This is a genomic window from Kitasatospora nipponensis (assembly GCF_039528135.1).
Taxonomy (GTDB): Bacteria; Actinomycetota; Actinomycetes; order Streptomycetales; family Streptomycetaceae; genus Kitasatospora; species Kitasatospora nipponensis.
In genome coordinates this window covers 20,660-36,167 of record NZ_BAAALF010000077.1, presented here as the reverse complement: position 1 = coordinate 36,167, position 15,508 = coordinate 20,660, and the positions used below count along the sequence as shown (strand labels likewise).

Annotated in this window: 15 protein-coding genes; 12 read left to right on the top strand and 3 right to left on the bottom strand. The window is 69.8% G+C overall.

Annotation, left to right across the window (positions count from 1 at the left end; translation table 11 throughout):
• The coding region (locus tag ABD323_RS21355) for a hypothetical protein (RefSeq protein WP_344443425.1) at positions 1 to 183 on the bottom strand (183 nt) is incomplete at its 3' end.
• 191 nt (positions 184 to 374) lie between these two features.
• Here ABD323_RS21355 and ABD323_RS21350 point away from each other — a divergent pair.
• Complete coding sequence (locus ABD323_RS21350; RefSeq protein ID WP_344443424.1) at positions 375 to 1,034, top strand: hypothetical protein; 660 nt, start codon at positions 375 to 377, stop codon at positions 1,032 to 1,034.
• 1,105 nt (positions 1,035 to 2,139) lie between these two features.
• Here the strand turns inward: ABD323_RS21350 and ABD323_RS21345 are convergent.
• Positions 2,140 to 2,337: a hypothetical protein gene (locus ABD323_RS21345; protein ID WP_344443423.1), complete on the bottom strand. Its 198-nt coding sequence runs from the start codon at positions 2,335 to 2,337 to the stop codon at positions 2,140 to 2,142.
• A 592-nt stretch (positions 2,338 to 2,929) separates the two neighbouring features.
• Here ABD323_RS21345 and ABD323_RS21340 point away from each other — a divergent pair.
• From ABD323_RS21340 to ABD323_RS21320, 5 genes are all read left to right on the top strand, one after another.
• Positions 2,930 to 3,421: an Ig-like domain-containing protein gene (locus ABD323_RS21340; RefSeq protein WP_344443421.1), complete on the top strand. Its 492-nt coding sequence runs from the start codon at positions 2,930 to 2,932 to the stop codon at positions 3,419 to 3,421.
• 803 nt (positions 3,422 to 4,224) lie between these two features.
• Positions 4,225 to 4,572 (top strand): PadR family transcriptional regulator, encoded by a 348-nt coding sequence (locus ABD323_RS21335; protein WP_344443420.1) that lies wholly within the window; start codon positions 4,225 to 4,227, stop codon positions 4,570 to 4,572.
• Between the two features lie 1,203 nt (positions 4,573 to 5,775).
• Positions 5,776 to 6,876, top strand: coding sequence for a bifunctional DNA primase/polymerase (locus tag ABD323_RS21330; protein WP_344443427.1), 1,101 nt, complete (start codon positions 5,776 to 5,778; stop codon positions 6,874 to 6,876).
• Complete coding sequence (locus ABD323_RS21325) at positions 6,873 to 8,363, top strand: DNA primase family protein (protein ID WP_344443419.1); 1,491 nt, start codon at positions 6,873 to 6,875, stop codon at positions 8,361 to 8,363. The genes ABD323_RS21330 and ABD323_RS21325 overlap by 4 nt, the downstream gene beginning before the upstream one ends.
• Positions 8,360 to 8,764 carry a DUF6009 family protein gene (locus tag ABD323_RS21320; protein ID WP_344443418.1) on the top strand — a complete coding sequence of 135 codons (405 nt, stop codon included), beginning with the start codon at positions 8,360 to 8,362 and terminating at the stop codon, positions 8,762 to 8,764. The genes ABD323_RS21325 and ABD323_RS21320 overlap by 4 nt, the downstream gene beginning before the upstream one ends.
• Here ABD323_RS21320 and ABD323_RS21315 read toward each other — a convergent pair.
• Positions 8,679 to 9,524 (bottom strand): hypothetical protein, encoded by an 846-nt coding sequence (locus tag ABD323_RS21315; protein WP_344443426.1) that lies wholly within the window; start codon positions 9,522 to 9,524, stop codon positions 8,679 to 8,681. The genes ABD323_RS21320 and ABD323_RS21315 overlap by 86 nt on opposite strands.
• A gap of 773 nt (positions 9,525 to 10,297) precedes the next feature.
• Here ABD323_RS21315 and ABD323_RS21310 point away from each other — a divergent pair.
• The 6 genes from ABD323_RS21310 to ABD323_RS21285 all read left to right on the top strand — a co-directional run bounded on the left by ABD323_RS21310 (position 10,298) and on the right by ABD323_RS21285 (position 15,157).
• Complete coding sequence (locus ABD323_RS21310) at positions 10,298 to 10,903, top strand: DUF1326 domain-containing protein (protein WP_344443417.1); 606 nt, start codon at positions 10,298 to 10,300, stop codon at positions 10,901 to 10,903.
• Positions 10,904 to 11,677, top strand: a complete 774-nt coding sequence (locus tag ABD323_RS21305) for a DUF2182 domain-containing protein (RefSeq protein ID WP_344443416.1) — start codon at positions 10,904 to 10,906, stop codon at positions 11,675 to 11,677.
• A gap of 215 nt (positions 11,678 to 11,892) precedes the next feature.
• A complete protein-coding gene (locus ABD323_RS21300; protein WP_344443415.1) occupies positions 11,893 to 12,429 on the top strand; it encodes a hypothetical protein in 537 nt (178 codons plus the stop codon).
• A gap of 285 nt (positions 12,430 to 12,714) precedes the next feature.
• Positions 12,715 to 12,924, top strand: a complete 210-nt coding sequence (locus ABD323_RS21295) for a hypothetical protein (protein ID WP_344443414.1) — start codon at positions 12,715 to 12,717, stop codon at positions 12,922 to 12,924.
• A gap of 106 nt (positions 12,925 to 13,030) precedes the next feature.
• Positions 13,031 to 14,155 (top strand): response regulator, encoded by a 1,125-nt coding sequence (locus ABD323_RS21290; protein ID WP_344443413.1) that lies wholly within the window; start codon positions 13,031 to 13,033, stop codon positions 14,153 to 14,155.
• A gap of 450 nt (positions 14,156 to 14,605) precedes the next feature.
• A complete protein-coding gene (locus tag ABD323_RS21285; protein WP_344443412.1) occupies positions 14,606 to 15,157 on the top strand; it encodes a GNAT family N-acetyltransferase in 552 nt (183 codons plus the stop codon).
• Positions 15,158 to 15,508 lie beyond the last annotated feature (351 nt).

Here is a 15,508-nt window from a genome sequence, read left to right as displayed (position 1 = left end):
CCAGCTGGGGGCAGCGACCAAATTGGTCGCTGCCGATGGCCGGTGCTCTTCGGCCTGGTCGGCGCGGCCGGACCTGCTCCTGCTCCGGTTCGCAACGGCGTCCACGAACTCCACGCCGCCGGCATGCTCCTGGTCGAACCGGACAGCGAGGACGACACCGTGCTGCGCGTCGTCGTTCGGCATACCCGCGAGGCCCGGCGATCCGTGGCTGCTCCGCGACGACATCGCCGGCGGCCTGGTGCCGGCCCCGAGGGTGTGGTGCCGGTGGGCTGGCGGTTTGTGCGGGGAGATCAACTTCGTTGCGGTCGTCTGAGATGATCACTAGGGTGCGGATGTTTTGCTGCTCGACGACGTAACGAAGGTGGCGCCCGCCCATGACCTCGACTGATCTGCTCCCGCCCATCCGGCCGGTCACGGCGGACGACCTTGCCGAAGGCCTGCGGCTGGTGGTCGCACTGCTGCGCCAACCGGCTGCCCTCTCTGCGGACTGGAGCCGTCCGGCCGGGACGCTGGACATGGACTGCTGGGAGACCGCCGAACACCTTGCTGACTGCTTCTTCTTTTACGGCACGCAGCTTGCCCAGCAGTCACCGCCCGTCGAGACCTTCCTGTCGTTCGTCGAGCATCGGTCCGCACCGGGCAGGCCTGCGAGCGTGATCTCCAGTGAGCGCGAGTCCGGGGTCGAGGGCCTGGTGCAGGTGGTGGAGTCCTGCGGGGCGCTCCACATCGCGATGGTGCGGACGTCGGCACCGGAGGTACGTGCCTTCCACCCCATGGGGACGACGGACCCCGAGGGTTCGGCGGCCATGGGCCTGGTCGAGCTCTTCGTCCACGGTTACGACCTGTCCTGCGGGCTCGGCCTGGACTGGACCGCCCCGGCCGGCCTCTCCGCCCGGGCGCTGCACCGCCTCTTCCCCGACGCTCCGGCGGACACCGACCCCTGGGAGACCTTGCTCTGGGCCACCGGTCGCGGTGACCTGCCCGGACGTGAGCGGTTGACGGCGGACTGGCGCTGGCACAGTGCACCCCGCTGAGACGCCAGGGCCCGGGTCGTGGCGGCATGAACGAGATGTCTGCTGCTCTGGAAGCGTTGACTGTGCGTCGGCTGCCGCCAGGCCGACGCCGACCGGAAGGCGCGGGAGGCCGCCGAGCGCGAGCGGGCCGCTGCCGCTGCCGAAGCCGCGGCCGCGGCCGCCGAGGCGAAGCGAACCGGTTCCTGGTGGCGCCGGTCCTGACCCGGCCTCACCCCCGGCACAGGCCGCTGACCTGCGGTGGGGAGTTTCGGCACCCCCGCTGACCTGTACTGGGGAGTTTCGCCCCAGGGCCGGTGAGTTTCGCCCCGGGCCGCTGGTGAGTTCACCTCGGACCCGGTGAGTTTCGGCCGTCGTCGCAGGTCAGCAACTGGTTAGAACGGCCGGGGCTGCTCCGTACGGGTGGCGGTGGGGTTCGGCGGGACAGCGGGGTGGGCAGAGCCTGCGACATGACGACACCCATCACCAGGCGCCGCCGTCGCCGCCCGGCCGCGCCCGCCGTGTCCGCTCCCGCTGCTCCGGTCCGCGCCGGATGGCCGCCGGCCCCGGTGATGCCGGGCAGCGCCGGGTGCTGCCGGACCTGGTCGAGCGAGCACCTGACACAGGGCGGTCTGGTCGTCCGGACGACCTGGCACGAGCCCGCCTGCCCGGCCTGGGCCCGGCGGTGACCACCGGCACGGTGGCCGGGCCGGTGAGGGTGCGGGTGTGCGGTGCTGATCCACGACGGCTGGGTGTGTCTGATCCGCCGCCAGCGGGAAGCCGGCCTCCAGCACTCGCTGCCCAGCGGCGTGGTCGAGGACGAGAACGGCGAGGACCCGGCCGACGCGCTGCGCCGGGAGAGGGTGCTGCCACGGCACGTGCGTGTGCTGCCCGTCGGCCATCGCGAAGGTCCTCCTGCGGGGGAGCGCGGATGGGCTGCTGGCACCGGCTGCCCTGTCGCAGCACCAGCAGAGGCAGGGCGCGGGCGCCAGCAGCAGGAACACGTGGGCATGGCAGGCCGCCAAGGCCCGGGTCCGGCGGCAGCCGGACTTCCATGACCGGCGCAGGAACCCCGCTGGCTCGGCCAGCAGGGGTGAACTTACGGCCGGGTACTCGGCGCCGGGCTCGGTCAGAGTCTCGCGAGCAACTGACCGACCTGCAGCCCGTTGAGGAGTCCGGCGACCGGCGCGGTGACCTGCCCCGCGAGGCCGGTAGCGGTGCCCACCGTGTTGTGCAGCGGCACGTTCGCAACAGCTGGCCCGCTGGCACACAGCGTGGTCCCAGCGGCCAGCAGCACAGCAGCGATCCTCCTGGTCGTGGTGTTCATCGCCTCTCCCTGTTCAAAGTGCTTCGGATGGCAAGGAGGCTGGGATCGGCATCGTCCGAGCCTTTCTCCAAGCCTCAGCACATCCTGCTCAGGAGCATGAGGCGGACGACTGCCGCCTGGCGGACCATTCTTGCTTCCACTCGATCGAGGGACGGTTAGGACCCGGCTGCTGTCCAAATTCACTGAGCGGCCACGCTTTTGCTGGCGGTATCCCGTTTCGCGCCGGATGCTGCTGTGCCGCTGGGCGTGGTGGCGCGCCATCTTCTGACCCCGCTTCGGGGCCGGTCAGAGTGCTCTCCGGGCATGGCGTGCGGGACGGGAGGTCGCTGCGCCCGCGCGTGAACTTCGAGCGTGGCGCGGACGGTTAGATCACTCTGGCCCAGCAGCCCGCCATCTCGGGGCTGGCATTGGCACCGGCGGCCGGCGGCACGTCCTCTGGTCCTGCTTCTGTGGCAACGCCGAGAGGGCACTCGTCCGAAGGAACCCCGTCGGCCATATAGGCCCACTCGAAATCATCATGTCTGGGAATATCAACACCCGCGCCCTACCGTGCCATCAGTTCATATACCTGATCAATCAAGGAGTCGGAACAGTGACACGTTGGAACGACCGGGCGGCCTGGAATCTGGTCATGGCCGCTGCCGTGAGCGCGGTTGTGGCCATTGCCTCACCGGCGGCAGCAGCGGAGCCGTCGACGACCACAGTCCAGGCCTCGCCCTCGGCCGCAACAATCGGGCAACCAGTGAGCCTGACCGCGATGGTGGCCTGTACGGGTGATCCCAGCGGTGGACTCGGCATGACGTTCTTCGACAGCGGTGACGTGCTGGACACCGTGCCCGTCACCGCCGCCGGGGCAGCCTCCTACACGGCCCACCTATCCACAGTTGGCACGCACACGATCACCGCCGCCTACAACGGCAACGACAACTGCAGCGCTTCGAACTCCGAGACGACGGTGGTGATGGCGGCAGCACCGGCACCCCCATCGCCTCCGAACGGGCTGTGCCTCCTCGCCTGCGACAGTCTGATCAACTTCAACGTCGGCGACATCCACAACGAGGTCAATATCTACCCTCACGGGTAGGGAATGGCTGAGGTGTGCTCCGAGTCGGCGTGATTCGGATGAAAGTTCGACATATCACTCGTTCGTGTGAACTTGTACACGAACGAGTGATATTTGATTTGCCGAGGGAAGCTAGCCGGTCGGGGCTTGCGCGGGCTGCAGACTGTCGCCGCCCCTCCGGCCGGAATCGTTCCGGTCGGGCCGGCTGTCATCGCCTTACGAGTGAAAGGATAATCAGATGATCCTCAATCTGCTCGGCAATCTCCTCCTGATTCTCGGCTGGCTGCTCTGACACCTGTCGTCCACCTCGGCGGTCACACCTGGACCTGGCCATCCCCAAACTGCGGTCGGGCACTACGTTCGGTAGACGGGCTCGAACTCGTACGCGGTGTGGCCGAGCGGATGCTTCAGGAGCTGATCGAGGCCGACTCCAGCAGACGTAGTAGGTCAGACTGGGACAGAGCCACCGTGCGTCTCCCTCGTTGAACTGGCCGTTCACTTCGGAGAGTTGCACGGTGGCCTACCCATGCTCAGGGAGTGCAGGGCCTTCGTGGGTGTGCGCCCCGGGGGCGAGCCCGCGCACACCTCACCCGTGATCAGCTACACCACACAGCGGGACGCCATCCGAGAGCACGTGTCGTGGCCGGGCAGCGGGGTCGTCGTGCGGGCAGTGCACGAGTTCCCGCACATGCGCGTGGTGCGGGCGCGTTGGCACCCAGGGGCCTGCGCGGGCGAGTGTGCTGCCGCACGACGGCTGGTCCCACGACGCCTCACGTCCCGTCCATCTTCCCGCCTCACATCATGCCTGTCGATATATTCGCTTCATGCCCGACAGCGTGATGACGGATCAGGCTTTCCTCGTGCTCACGGCCCTGGTCCCGGCGCCCTTGCACGGATACGGGATCCTCGCGAAGGTCGATGAACTCTCGCAGGAGAGCGTCGGGTTGAAGGTCGGCACGTTGTACGGAGTGCTGGCCCGGCTGGTCGAGGAAGGCCTGGTCGAGCCTCACCGCGAGGAGCACCGGTCCGGCCGGCTGCGGCGCTACCACCGCCTGACCGAGGCCGGCCGGGATGCTCTCGCCGCCGAGGCCCACCGCCAGGCCGCGAACGCACGCGTTGCCATCGAGCGTCTGGGCGCCCACCAGCCAGCGACCCCCAGGAGTACCGGATGAAAAACGAGTACCCCTGAGCCTGGGCGCCTGGGCATGGGGATAAGTGGTCGCTCTGGCTGACCAGCGAGAAGCACCTCACCCGCCCGCGATCTGCAGCGACGGCTGCCACCAACTGGCACCGGATCAGGTGGAGTCGTTGATGTCCGGCCTGCGACCTCACGGACTGGCACCGCTTGTCCATGCCTATCCATCGGCCCGCGATGCGAGCCATGGACTGATCGAGCATCGCCCGCCAGCAGGCAGGATGCATCGAAGCGACCCAAGCGACCCAAGGACAAGCACAACACGCTGCGAGGGCAGGCCAAGCAGCGCGACGAGTAGCCGGAACGCTTCCACGCGCTCGTCCTGCGGCAGATTGATGATCTTTGCCAGCTGCCCGGCCTGGCAAGCTCCCACAGGTGATCAGCACCGCTGGGGGATCCGTCGGCCGGCTACCGGCGAGCCGTACGCTCTCGAGCCCGTCCTGCACCGCCGCACGTGCCCCGACACAGTGGCCGCCCAGATCCCGAAGGACCTCGAGCTGGCCTTCGGAAGGGCGTCCGGTCCAGCGTTGTGGCCTATCGATCCAGGCTGGGCTGGGCCTCCCGGTGGGGGCAGCGACCAAGGTTCGTTCAGTCGCTGTCTGCCTGCTTGATGAAAAGTGCAGGTCAGAGGCTATGTGTTCGCCAGATAGCGACCGAAGCGACTGAGTTTTGGGATTATGAAGACATTCCCGCGTGCGCGTGTGTGCGTGATAGATACCGATCTACGGTCGCTTCGGTCGCTACTGGGTCGGGGATATGCCGTTTGACCTGCCCTTTTGTGTGAGGCGGAGGTGTAGCGACTGAAGGCCTCCGGGTCGCTGCCGTGAAGTTGGGTCGCTTCCTCCTCCGCTGCGGCGTGTCGTATTCATCCTTGGGTCGCTTCGGTCGCTCTGACGGAGGAAAACGGGCACTGACCTGGTGTTTTTCTTCGGTCGCTGCCGCGCGCCGACAGCGCAACTGCCCCCGGCTGGGCTGGTTGGCCGTACGGGCTGGCTCAGGTTCCCAGGGCAGGTCGAGGTCTTGGGCTAGGCTGTCCCCCGCTTGTATCTGACCTTGGGTCGCTTCGGTCGCTGTTTCTGCCCAGCAGGCTTCTGACCTGCGGTGATGATGGCAGCGACTGAACAGCTTGACTCAGGTCGGAAGCGACCGTGGGGAACGGCGGCCTGCCCGCCGGCTGGAAATGGGAGGGGTGCGCGTGGTGCAGAGTCGTGCTGCCACCTCCCCATCGCTATTGCCCGAGACAGTGGAGGTAGCGCGCTGGTGCGCGCGATCCGGCTGGCCGGTCCACCCCCTGGCCGCCGGCCGCAAGACCCCGGCAGGAAACTGCCCTCGCTGCCAGCAGGATCGCCATGACCCTGCGGACTGCGACTGCAAGACCGCCGGCCGCTGGTGCCACGGCTTCCATGCCGCCACGCTGGAGCCCGCGCTGATCGAATCCTGGTGGGCGCGAGGGCGTGGCCACGGTGTCGGGGTGGCGTGCGGTCTGGCTGGCCTGGTCGTGATCGACATCGACGCCCACGCCAAGCCGGTACCGTCCCGCGACCGGCTGCTGCCGGGGATCGCCATCGGCGAGGGCGTGGTCCTGGACGGGCTGAGCAACGGCTTCCACACCCTCGCCCTGCTGGCCGCCCTACGAGGTGCACCGGATCCCGCGCTGGACGAGAGCACTCTCAGGGTGAGGACCCCCTCCGGTGGTCTGCACATCTGGTACCTGTCGGACGGTCAGAGCTGGCTGTCCTCCGCCGGGTCCAGCAACGGCCGGGCGCTGGCCTGGCAGGTCGACGTGCGAGCCGGCGGAGGCTATATCGTCGCGCCCGGCACCGTCACCGACAGCGGCCCCTACCTCCCAGTCGGGGCATGCCGCACCCCTGCACCGCTCCCGGGCTGGCTCGGGGCCGAGCTGGCCCGCACCGGCCACCTCCCCACGACGCAGCCTCCCCAGCCGGCACCGGGCGTGCCGGCCCGCGCGAGGGAGGCGGTCATCGCCGCCGGGGGAGGAGCCGGCCAGGCCGCGCGGGTACTGGCGACCGTGCTCGCCGAAGTCGCCGACTGCAGGCTCCTGCCCGAAGGCGCCGCCTTCAGCGACAAGCTCAACCGGGCCAGCTTCACCGCTGGCGGGCTCGCCGCCGCCGGCTACCTGGACACGGCCGGCACCGAGCAGTTGTTGCTGGAGACCGCCCTGGCGGCCCGCCCGGGTCAGGTCCGCCGCTGCGAACAGATCATCCGGGCAGGCATGAGCGCCGGCTCGCGCCGCCCCTTGCACCTGGGAGGCCGGCGATGACCGTGCCCGACTTCGATCCGGTCGCCGCCGCCCGGCAGATCCTCGAACAGCCGATCCTGCCCATGCCACTGCCGGCCCAGCCCACCCACCCGGCGACCAACCGCGGCCTGCTGCCCGACACCCTCACCGATCGCGGCAACGCCAAGCTGTTCGTGGCGCTCTACGGCCGCGACTACCGCTACGTACCCGGCATCGGCTGGTACCGCTGGGCCGGCCACCGCTGGCAGATCGACGAAGACGACACCGTGGTGTGGGCCGCCGGCGAAATGGCCGAAGCCATCGCCACCACCGACCCCCACGGCTTCCACACCACCACCGAACTGCGCCGTCACCGCCGCCGCGCACTGTCGACCGCGGGCATGAACGCCCTTCTCCTGCAGGCCAAGGCTGCCCCCGGCATGGCCCTGAACGCCGCCCTGCTGGACGCCGACCCCTACGCCCTGTGCACCCCCGGCGGTGTCGTCGACCTGCGCACCGGCCAGCTGTCACCGCCGGACCCGGCCAAGCACCGCCACTCCCGCTCCTCGCTCCTCGCCCCGCAGCCGATCCCCACCCCGCGCTGGCACCGATTCCTGGACGACACCTTCGGCACCGACCCCGAGGGCCGGGCGATGGTCGGCTTCCTGCACCTGCTGCTCGGCTACTCGATCACCGGGGACGTCGGCGCCCAGGTCATGCCCTTCCTCTACGGTCAGGGAAAGAACGGCAAGTCGGTCCTCCTCGACGTCATGATCAAACTCCTGGGCGACTACGCCGATGCCGCCCCGCCCGGCTTCCTCATGGCGAAGGCCTTCGACACCCACCCCACCGACCTCGCCGAACTCCACGGCCGGCGCGTCATCGTCTGCTCCGAGCTGAAAGCCGGCGACCGCTTCGACGAAGCCCGCGTCAAACTCCTCACCGGCGGCGACCGCATCAAGGCCCGACGCATGCGCCAGGACTTCTTCAGCTTCGACCCCACGCACAAACTGTGGCTCCTCGGCAACCACCGCCCCGAAGTCGGCACCGGCGGCTACGCCTTCTGGCGCCGCATGCGCCTGATCCCCTTCGAGCGCACCGTCCCCGACGACCGCAAGGTCGACAACCTCGCCGACGTCCTCGTCACCGAGGAGGGCCCCGGCATCCTGGCCTGGCTGGTCGAAGGCGCCCGCCGCTACCTGGCCGGCGACAAGGACCTCACCGGCCCCGAGCGGGTCCAGCTCGCCACCACGGCCTACGCCGAAACCGAGGACCACATGTCCCGCTTCATCGCCGAAGCCTGCAAGCTGGACCCCTCGATGCGCGCCGAACAAGCCGGCCTCTACGCCGCCTACAAGCAGTGGTGCCAGTTCGAAGGCACCGGACCCGTCTCCGCGCGCGCCTTCGCCTCCCGCATCCGCGACGTCCTCGGCCTGGCCTCACCCAAGCAGATGGTCACCTCCAACCAGCGCAAGTACTACCCGGGCATCGGGCTGATCGTCGACCTCAACACCGGGGAGTCCCTGTGAGCGCTCTCATCGAACCCGACCAGCTCGCCCACGAGGACGACCTCATCTGGCTGGAGGACACCGACCTACTCGAATACGTCCGCCAGACCCTCGACCGGCTACCCACCCGCGCCGGCCGCCCCGCCTACCACCGCGCTGGTCGCATGGTCGGCTACGCCGTCCTCGGAACCGGCGCCAAGTCCTCCCGCGCCTCCGGCACCTTCCTGCGCCGGGTCTTCTTCCTGCTCCCGCACGATCGCGATCAGGAACCAGACGGCCTCTACGCCTCGGCCGCCCCCTCCGAGGCCGTGGACCCCCGCACCTTGGCACCCCGTGTCAAGGGCTACAAGACCGAACGCTCCGAAGGAGGCCCCGCCTCCGACGCGATGCGCGAGATGGGGATAACGCTGCCCAAGAGCTGAACGACCGAACCTCACGCTCTTCACCGAAGAGGCAGCAACGCGACCACGACCACCGGGGGATCGAACGCCGCCCGAACGGCTCCGCGCGCCTCAGACCCCCGCCCCTCCTCGGCCCGCGTCGGGTCGGCGTCCGCCGCAACGGGTGGCCTACCGCAGCGCTCCCGCTGACGGCACCGGCATCGCCACCCGCGCCGGGCCCCGAAGCAGGCCCGCCGCCCGGGCCACCCAGGTCCGCGAACTGGCCACCCGCATCCTCGCCGGACGCACGCCTGGCCGTCCCTCGCCGCCACCTGCACCCACCGCCCCAGCGCCGACAGTCCCTCGTCGGAGCAGGGCAGGCGTGCGAGCAGAGCAGGAAGGGGGTGCCGCAGGCACCCCCTTCCTGCGGGCGTGGCGGGCCTTGCCGGTGGGGCCGAGGTGGCGCGGCCACGATCCAGTCGTCGCCGATCGACTTCTCGCCGTTGAGGTTTTTCGACGTCGACCAGGTGCCGAGGCCGATCCGGCATCCGGCGGCCTTGAAGGCCTTGCGCACCTCCGGCAGGCTGGCCTTGTCGTTGTAGACGCCCATGAAGCCCGGGGGGTTCTCGGAGACCACGGACTTCGCGCCGACGGTGGTGCAGAACGGGATACCGGTCAGCTGCACCAGCGAGACCAGCTCCTGCTCCAGCCGGTTGCGTTCGATCTCCTCGCCCGCCCACAGCACCGGCGTGCCGAGCCGCTCGACCAGTTCCACCGAGGCCTGCACCGCCTTGGTGAGCATGTCCTCGTTCCTCTTGGTGAACGGCCTTTCCTGACGGCGGAGTTCGCCCTGCGGCGCGGCGCACGGGGCGTTCCAGAGGTCGTCCGTCACCTCCAGGTAGACGGGCCTGCGCTCGGTCAGGGCGGCGGTGATCGCGCTGTCGATCTGCGAGGGTGCGAGCCCGGGGTTGGAGAGCACCTGAGCGTCCACCGTCCTGCCGGTAGACCTCCAGGTTGCTCTCCCGGCGCTGGCTCATGTGCGAGGTGAGCAGACCGACGGCCCGCACCGCCACCCGTACCCCGCTGTCCGGGCCCACCCGGGCCGGCGGCCTGCCCCGAGGACCCCGCCGCCGAGCCAGAGCGGCTGGAAGAGTGTCCATGTACAGCGGCCGCCCTGTACCTGCTGACCGGGCCTGGGGCCGGCCGTTCCTTGGCTCCCCGCTGGTGTGCGGCCTGGTGTGGCTGCGCCGGAGCGGCGATGACGGCGTCTGCGCCCTGCACCACGCGGTCGGCCTTGCCCGCGGCCGGACCGAGTGCCGCGCCGCAGGTTGGCCAATCAGTCGGTTTCGGCCGGGTCGAGTCTGCGGCGTCGGGGTGTGACGGGTGTGGCGGTGCTCTCGCGGAGGCCCCGCCTGGCCCTGTTCCGCAGCGATCCTGCTGGTAGCGGCAGTGGGCCCCAAACCAACTTCTTGTCATGACACTGCCAATCAGGTTATCCGCGCATTGCCCGGTGTTCGTCGAGGGCGGAGGATGGAGAAGCAGACGTGTGCCTCAGCCTCAGGAAGGGAGCTTCCGATGGCATGGCGTATCGAAGGGACGTATTTCGAGAACTGCAATTGCGAGATGGTGTGTCCCTGCTCCACCTCCGGCCTCTCGGCTCCGGCGGACTACGACCGCTGTCAGGTGGTCCTGGCCTTCCACGTCGACTCCGGTCAGGTCGACGCTGTCGACGTGAGTGGCCTGACGGTCGCCGTGGTGGCCGATACCCCGCCGCTCATGAGCGAAGGCAACTGGCGGCTGGGCGTGATCATGGACGAGGCCGCCTCGCCGGAGCAGGCCGAAGCGCTTGGGGCGGTCTTCTCCGGTCAGCTGGGCGGCCCGATGGAAGCCCTCGGACCGCTGGTCGGCGAGATGCTCGGGCTGGAGGTCGCCCGGATCGACTACGCCGACGACGGTCGGAGCCACCGCGTGACGATCGGCGACGCGATCGATCTCGAGGTCGAGGACTTCGTCTCCCCGCTCGACGCAACCGGGAAGGGCGTCAGGGTCAGCGGGGTCGGATTCCCTGCGGACACCCTCGCAGCCGGAACCGCGACGAGGTCGCGGGTGAGCGCCTTCGGCCTTGAGTTCGGAAACGAAGGGAAGAACGCCTTCTCGGCGCCGTTCTCTTGGGCGGCCTGAATGTCGACACCGCTTGCTCGACGGGCCGTCGTCCCGGTGAGTTGGGGCGCGCTACTGGCCACGGCAGCGCTGGCCTGGGTTCTGACGGTCCGCAGCACCTCCGACATGGCGCCGGGGCCAGGCACGATGGGGCGCGACCTGTGGGGTTTCCTGGCCCTGTGGGGGCTGATGATGGCCGCGATGATGCTCCCGTCCGTCACGCCCGTCGTCTCGTTGTATCTGCGGACACTGCGCGCCCACGCGACGGGTTGGACGCGCGCAGGGCGCAGCACCGGCCTGGTCCTCGGCTACCTGTGCGCGTGGGAGGTCTTCGGGCTGGCCGCGTACGGCGCGGCCTGGGCGGGCGGCGAACTCGCCGCCCGGTCCCCGAGCGTCGCGCCCTGGATCGGTGCCCTCTTGCTGGCGGGGGCCGGCCTGTACCAGGTCACCCCGCTCAAGGACCGCTGCCTGAGCCACTGTCGCTCCCCGGTCGGATTCCTCATGCACTTCGGCGGCTACACCGGGCGGCTGCGTGACCTGCGCGTCGGTTTCTATCACGGCGGCTACTGCGTTGGCTGCTGCTGGGGCCTGATGGTCGTCCTGATCGTGGTTGGCGTGATGAACCTCGCCTGGATGGCCGGCCTGGGCGTGGCCGTGTTCCTGGAGAAGACCTGGCGCCACGGCAAGGCGTTCAGCCTCGTTCTGGGCATCGCCCTGCTCGCCTACGCCTGCTTCGTGCCCTGGAACCCGAGCCTGGTCCCAGGACTGTACGGGCCGCCGACCATGTCCATGTGAGCGACTCTCCGCCGGGCCGAGGAGGACCTGATGCGCCCGGACGTCCTGGCTCGCGTCTCCCCCACGGTCCTGGCCCCTGCGGCCCGGGCCGTAAATGGGCCCGCGACCGTGGCCGCGCCGAAGCCCCAAGAGGCCCGAGCTGCAAATGCCGCCCCCGCGCCCGGCCCCGGCACACCCGCACTACGGCCCGGGCCGAAATCCGCACCGCCGTCGCCGTGCACGCCCCTGCCACCACGGTCGAGCAGCGGGCGGAGGAGTTCGAGGCGCTGCGCCGCGCGGCGTGCACGATCCCGACGGTGCGGTTCGGCGAGCCGGACTGCCTCGACGACCTGGACCTGACGGTTGGTGAGGACTGGCTGCTTGCCTCCTGGGACGACCCGCGGGCCGAGGACGTGCATCAGCTGCTCTACTGGGGCCGGCCGATCGGTTGGACCGCGCCGCTGCCGGACGGTCTGTGGGGGCAGGCCGGGCACATCGCCGCCGCGCACCGGGATGCCCCGGCCGCAGTGGTCCTGGCCGACCCCGCCAGCGCGCCCGCACCCACCGCTCCGTCGGCCAGGCCCTGGATGTCCTCCGCTGCGCGCACCTCGACCGGCTGTGCGTCGAGCGCGCGATGCCCGCCGTGCAGTACCTGGCCCTCAAGCGCCCGACCGGCTGGAGCGCGCCCTCCGCCCGCGGCCTCGGCGCCCCCGGCGGCGACCACGACACTCAAGCTTCAGGTGACCGATCCGGCTAACCGGCAGGGCAGCTGATGACGACGGCCCCTCACCGGCCACCCAAACGGAGGCCACCGGCCACCTGGTGGTGATGGCCGGTGAACGACACCGACGGCTCAGCCTTGCGCAGTGCCATGATTCCGGGATCCCTCAGTCCCGCTGGCGCAGGGTGTTGCCGGTGTGTTGCCGAGTGGCCCCGCAACAGTGATGCGGGAGGCGCAACACCTGGGGGCTGCTCCATGCTGGCAGTCAACTCGGCCGACTGGCGCCGGGATTCGGGCGGCGGCCGATGATCAGCCGCCGTGGTTGGGGAGGTTGAAGGTGCGGCGTCCGTTGCTGTCGGTCAGGTCGGCCCTGGTGCTGGTACTCGCCCTGCTGACCGGGATAGGCGCGGGGGTGCTGTCCCTCCTGGCCCGCACCCCCGCGGCGCAGTGCGTCCTGTACGGAGGCGGTGCGTTCGGGCTCGCGGTGCCGTTCTTCGACCGCCTGGTCGGAGCCGAGACCAGTGGAGGCACCGACACGTCGTCATGAGACCAGCTGCCGGGCGTTGAGCCGCACAGCGCCTTGCGCCCGGCAGCACGGCAGAGGAGGAAGCAGTGACATGGTGACGGACTACGGCAGGCCCAGGGGGGCACGGATGGCGGGGCTTCAGCCTCTGGACGACGGTCTGAACAGCGAGTGCCGGGCGTTAGCCGAGGCCCTGCGCCAGCAGTTCGAGGCCCTGGGGTTGTCGGTACGGCGCTACGCGACGCGCCGCTTCCTCAGCCCGGGCACCCTCTCGCGCTACCTCGCCGGCAGCCGCGTCCCGCAGTGGAGCTTCGTCCAAACCCTGCTCACCGACGTCGCGGAGGAGCGCTGCGTGGCGCTCACCCCGGAGGCGATGGACGTGCTGCGCCGGCTGCACAGCGCTGCGCAGCGCACCTCCGTCTCGATGTCGAAGGCGGTCGCCCAGCTCCAGCTGCAGCTGGCCGACGCCGATCGGGAGGCCCGCCGTTCCTCCGCCCGCAAGGAGATACTGGACGACGCCCTGGTCGATCGCAACGAGCGGATCGCGGACCTGGAGGTGCGCCTGAGTCTTCAGCCCCTCGACCCGGGCGACGCGGACGAGGAGACGATCCTGGCCGAGCGCAACCGGCTGGCCGCCGAGGTCACCCGGCTGCGGGCCCAGCTGACGGAGGTACAGAGCCGGGTCGAGCTGGCCGAGGAGCGCTGCGAGCTGCTGGAGCGACAGCTGGCCCTGGTCGAGGTCCAGCGCGGCCTGGACCCGGGCGAGCAGTTGTTCACCGCGGTCGAGAGTGTCCGCCACCTCCTGCCACCCGGGATCCGCCCGAAAGTCCTGCTGGTGGACGACCAGCCCGCCAACCTGCTCGCCCTCAAGAGCGTCCTGCAGGTACCCGACCAGGAACTCGTCGCGGTCGCCTCCGGCAAGGACGCCCTCAAGGAACTCCTCCAACACGAGGACTTCGCGGTCATCATCCTGGACGTCCAGATGCCCGGCATGGACGGCTACGAGACCGCCACCCACATCAAGCGCCGCGCCAAGACCCGCAACATACCGATCATCTTCCTCACCGCGATCGGCGCCGATGCCGACTACTCGATGCGCGGCTACTCGGTGGGCGCGGTCGACTTCATCGTCAAACCCTTCGACCCCTGGGCGCTGCGCGCCAAGGTCGCGGTCTTTGTGGAGCTTTACCTGGAGCGCCGGCTGCGCGGGAGCCAGGGCCAGCCCCTGGCGATAGCGGCCAGGCCCTCCGGATGACGAACCGCCGCAGGCGCCCTGGCCCCCTCCACGCATCGCAGTCTCGCCACCAGGGTGAACCGCTGGCCGCCGCCGTGCCCTCGGATGTCCGGCGGAGGTTGGGCGGGAGGTAATCCGCCACTGTCTCCGCCCTGTTGCTTGATCCCCACGACAGCTGGACACGGCGATCCCCATGCCTATCGGCACAGGCCAGCTCGTCCGACTCCCTGCTTGGCGCAATGCGGGTGCCCGGCCTCGACGTGGAAGGGGTCGCATGGCCGAGACGCTCCGCGGAACGCCGGACACCAACGTCAACGTCTCCCCCTGGGCCGAGCCTGCTGGTTGATCACCTCGCCGATGGCCCCGTTCCTGCCGAGGAGCTCGCATCACCGGCCTGGACTCGTTAGCCCTTCCTCAATTTTTGAGGTAGGACAGAGCTCTCAGCTGGTACAGCAGTCGGGGGAGGGTGCCATGATCGAGCGGGGCGAGTGGACAGAGTGGAGCGACATGGACGTCGCGGAGGGCGACCCCGGCGACGTCCTGGATTTCCTGGCGATGTTCCATGACCACAGCTCTTGGTTGGTCCCGGTGCAGCGCGTCGACCTGCTCGAAACACTGGAATGGGAGGAACCCCCGCCGATCGTCAAGCAGGCACGGCGCCATATCCGGGACGGACAGACGCGGATCTGTCGTGACATGCTGACCCGCATCACGGGCGGCTCCGTGCTGACCGACGAAGCCCCGGAATTCGCTCCTACCGTCGAGGAACCCGAGCTCTACCTGCACTTCCTGGTGACCAGAGTAAGGTTCCGGCAGTTCACCATGGCGGCCCTGGTCGCCGATGCCCGGGCTCAGGCTACCCGCCGCGGTGCGCGGCTGCTCCGGACACACTGCTGGGCCGGCGAAGACGGCCGCATCGTGCAGGAGTATGAGAAGTTGGGCTTCACCGCGACCCTGGAGTTCGAGGAGCTGCGGTCGGACGGGTCGTTCTGGCCGGGCCGGATCCTGCAGACCCGGGTGTGACGGGCGGTCGAACGTGGATCCGGGCTGTCTCGCAGGCTGCCCACCGTTCGGTGCTGTTGGGCGCCGTCCCAGGGTCGGGGAGGGCAGCGGAAGCCAGGGCAGTGGAGAGGTCGTCATGCCGGTGCACCGGCCCGCCGACCATCGGCGCGACGGTGCAGTAGGCCACGCGGGCCCGGTCCAGGGCAAAGTCGAGCCAGTTGCCGAAGAGCGTGTCGCTGCCTTGGAGGCGGGCCAATCCCGTCCACGCAGTCGAGTACGAAGCTGAGGTGGTAGAGGCGGGCGCCGGCGAGCAGCGAGCCGCGGTCGCCTCGGGCGAAGCGGCCGGCCGCGCCCAGCCCCGCCAGTGTGGAC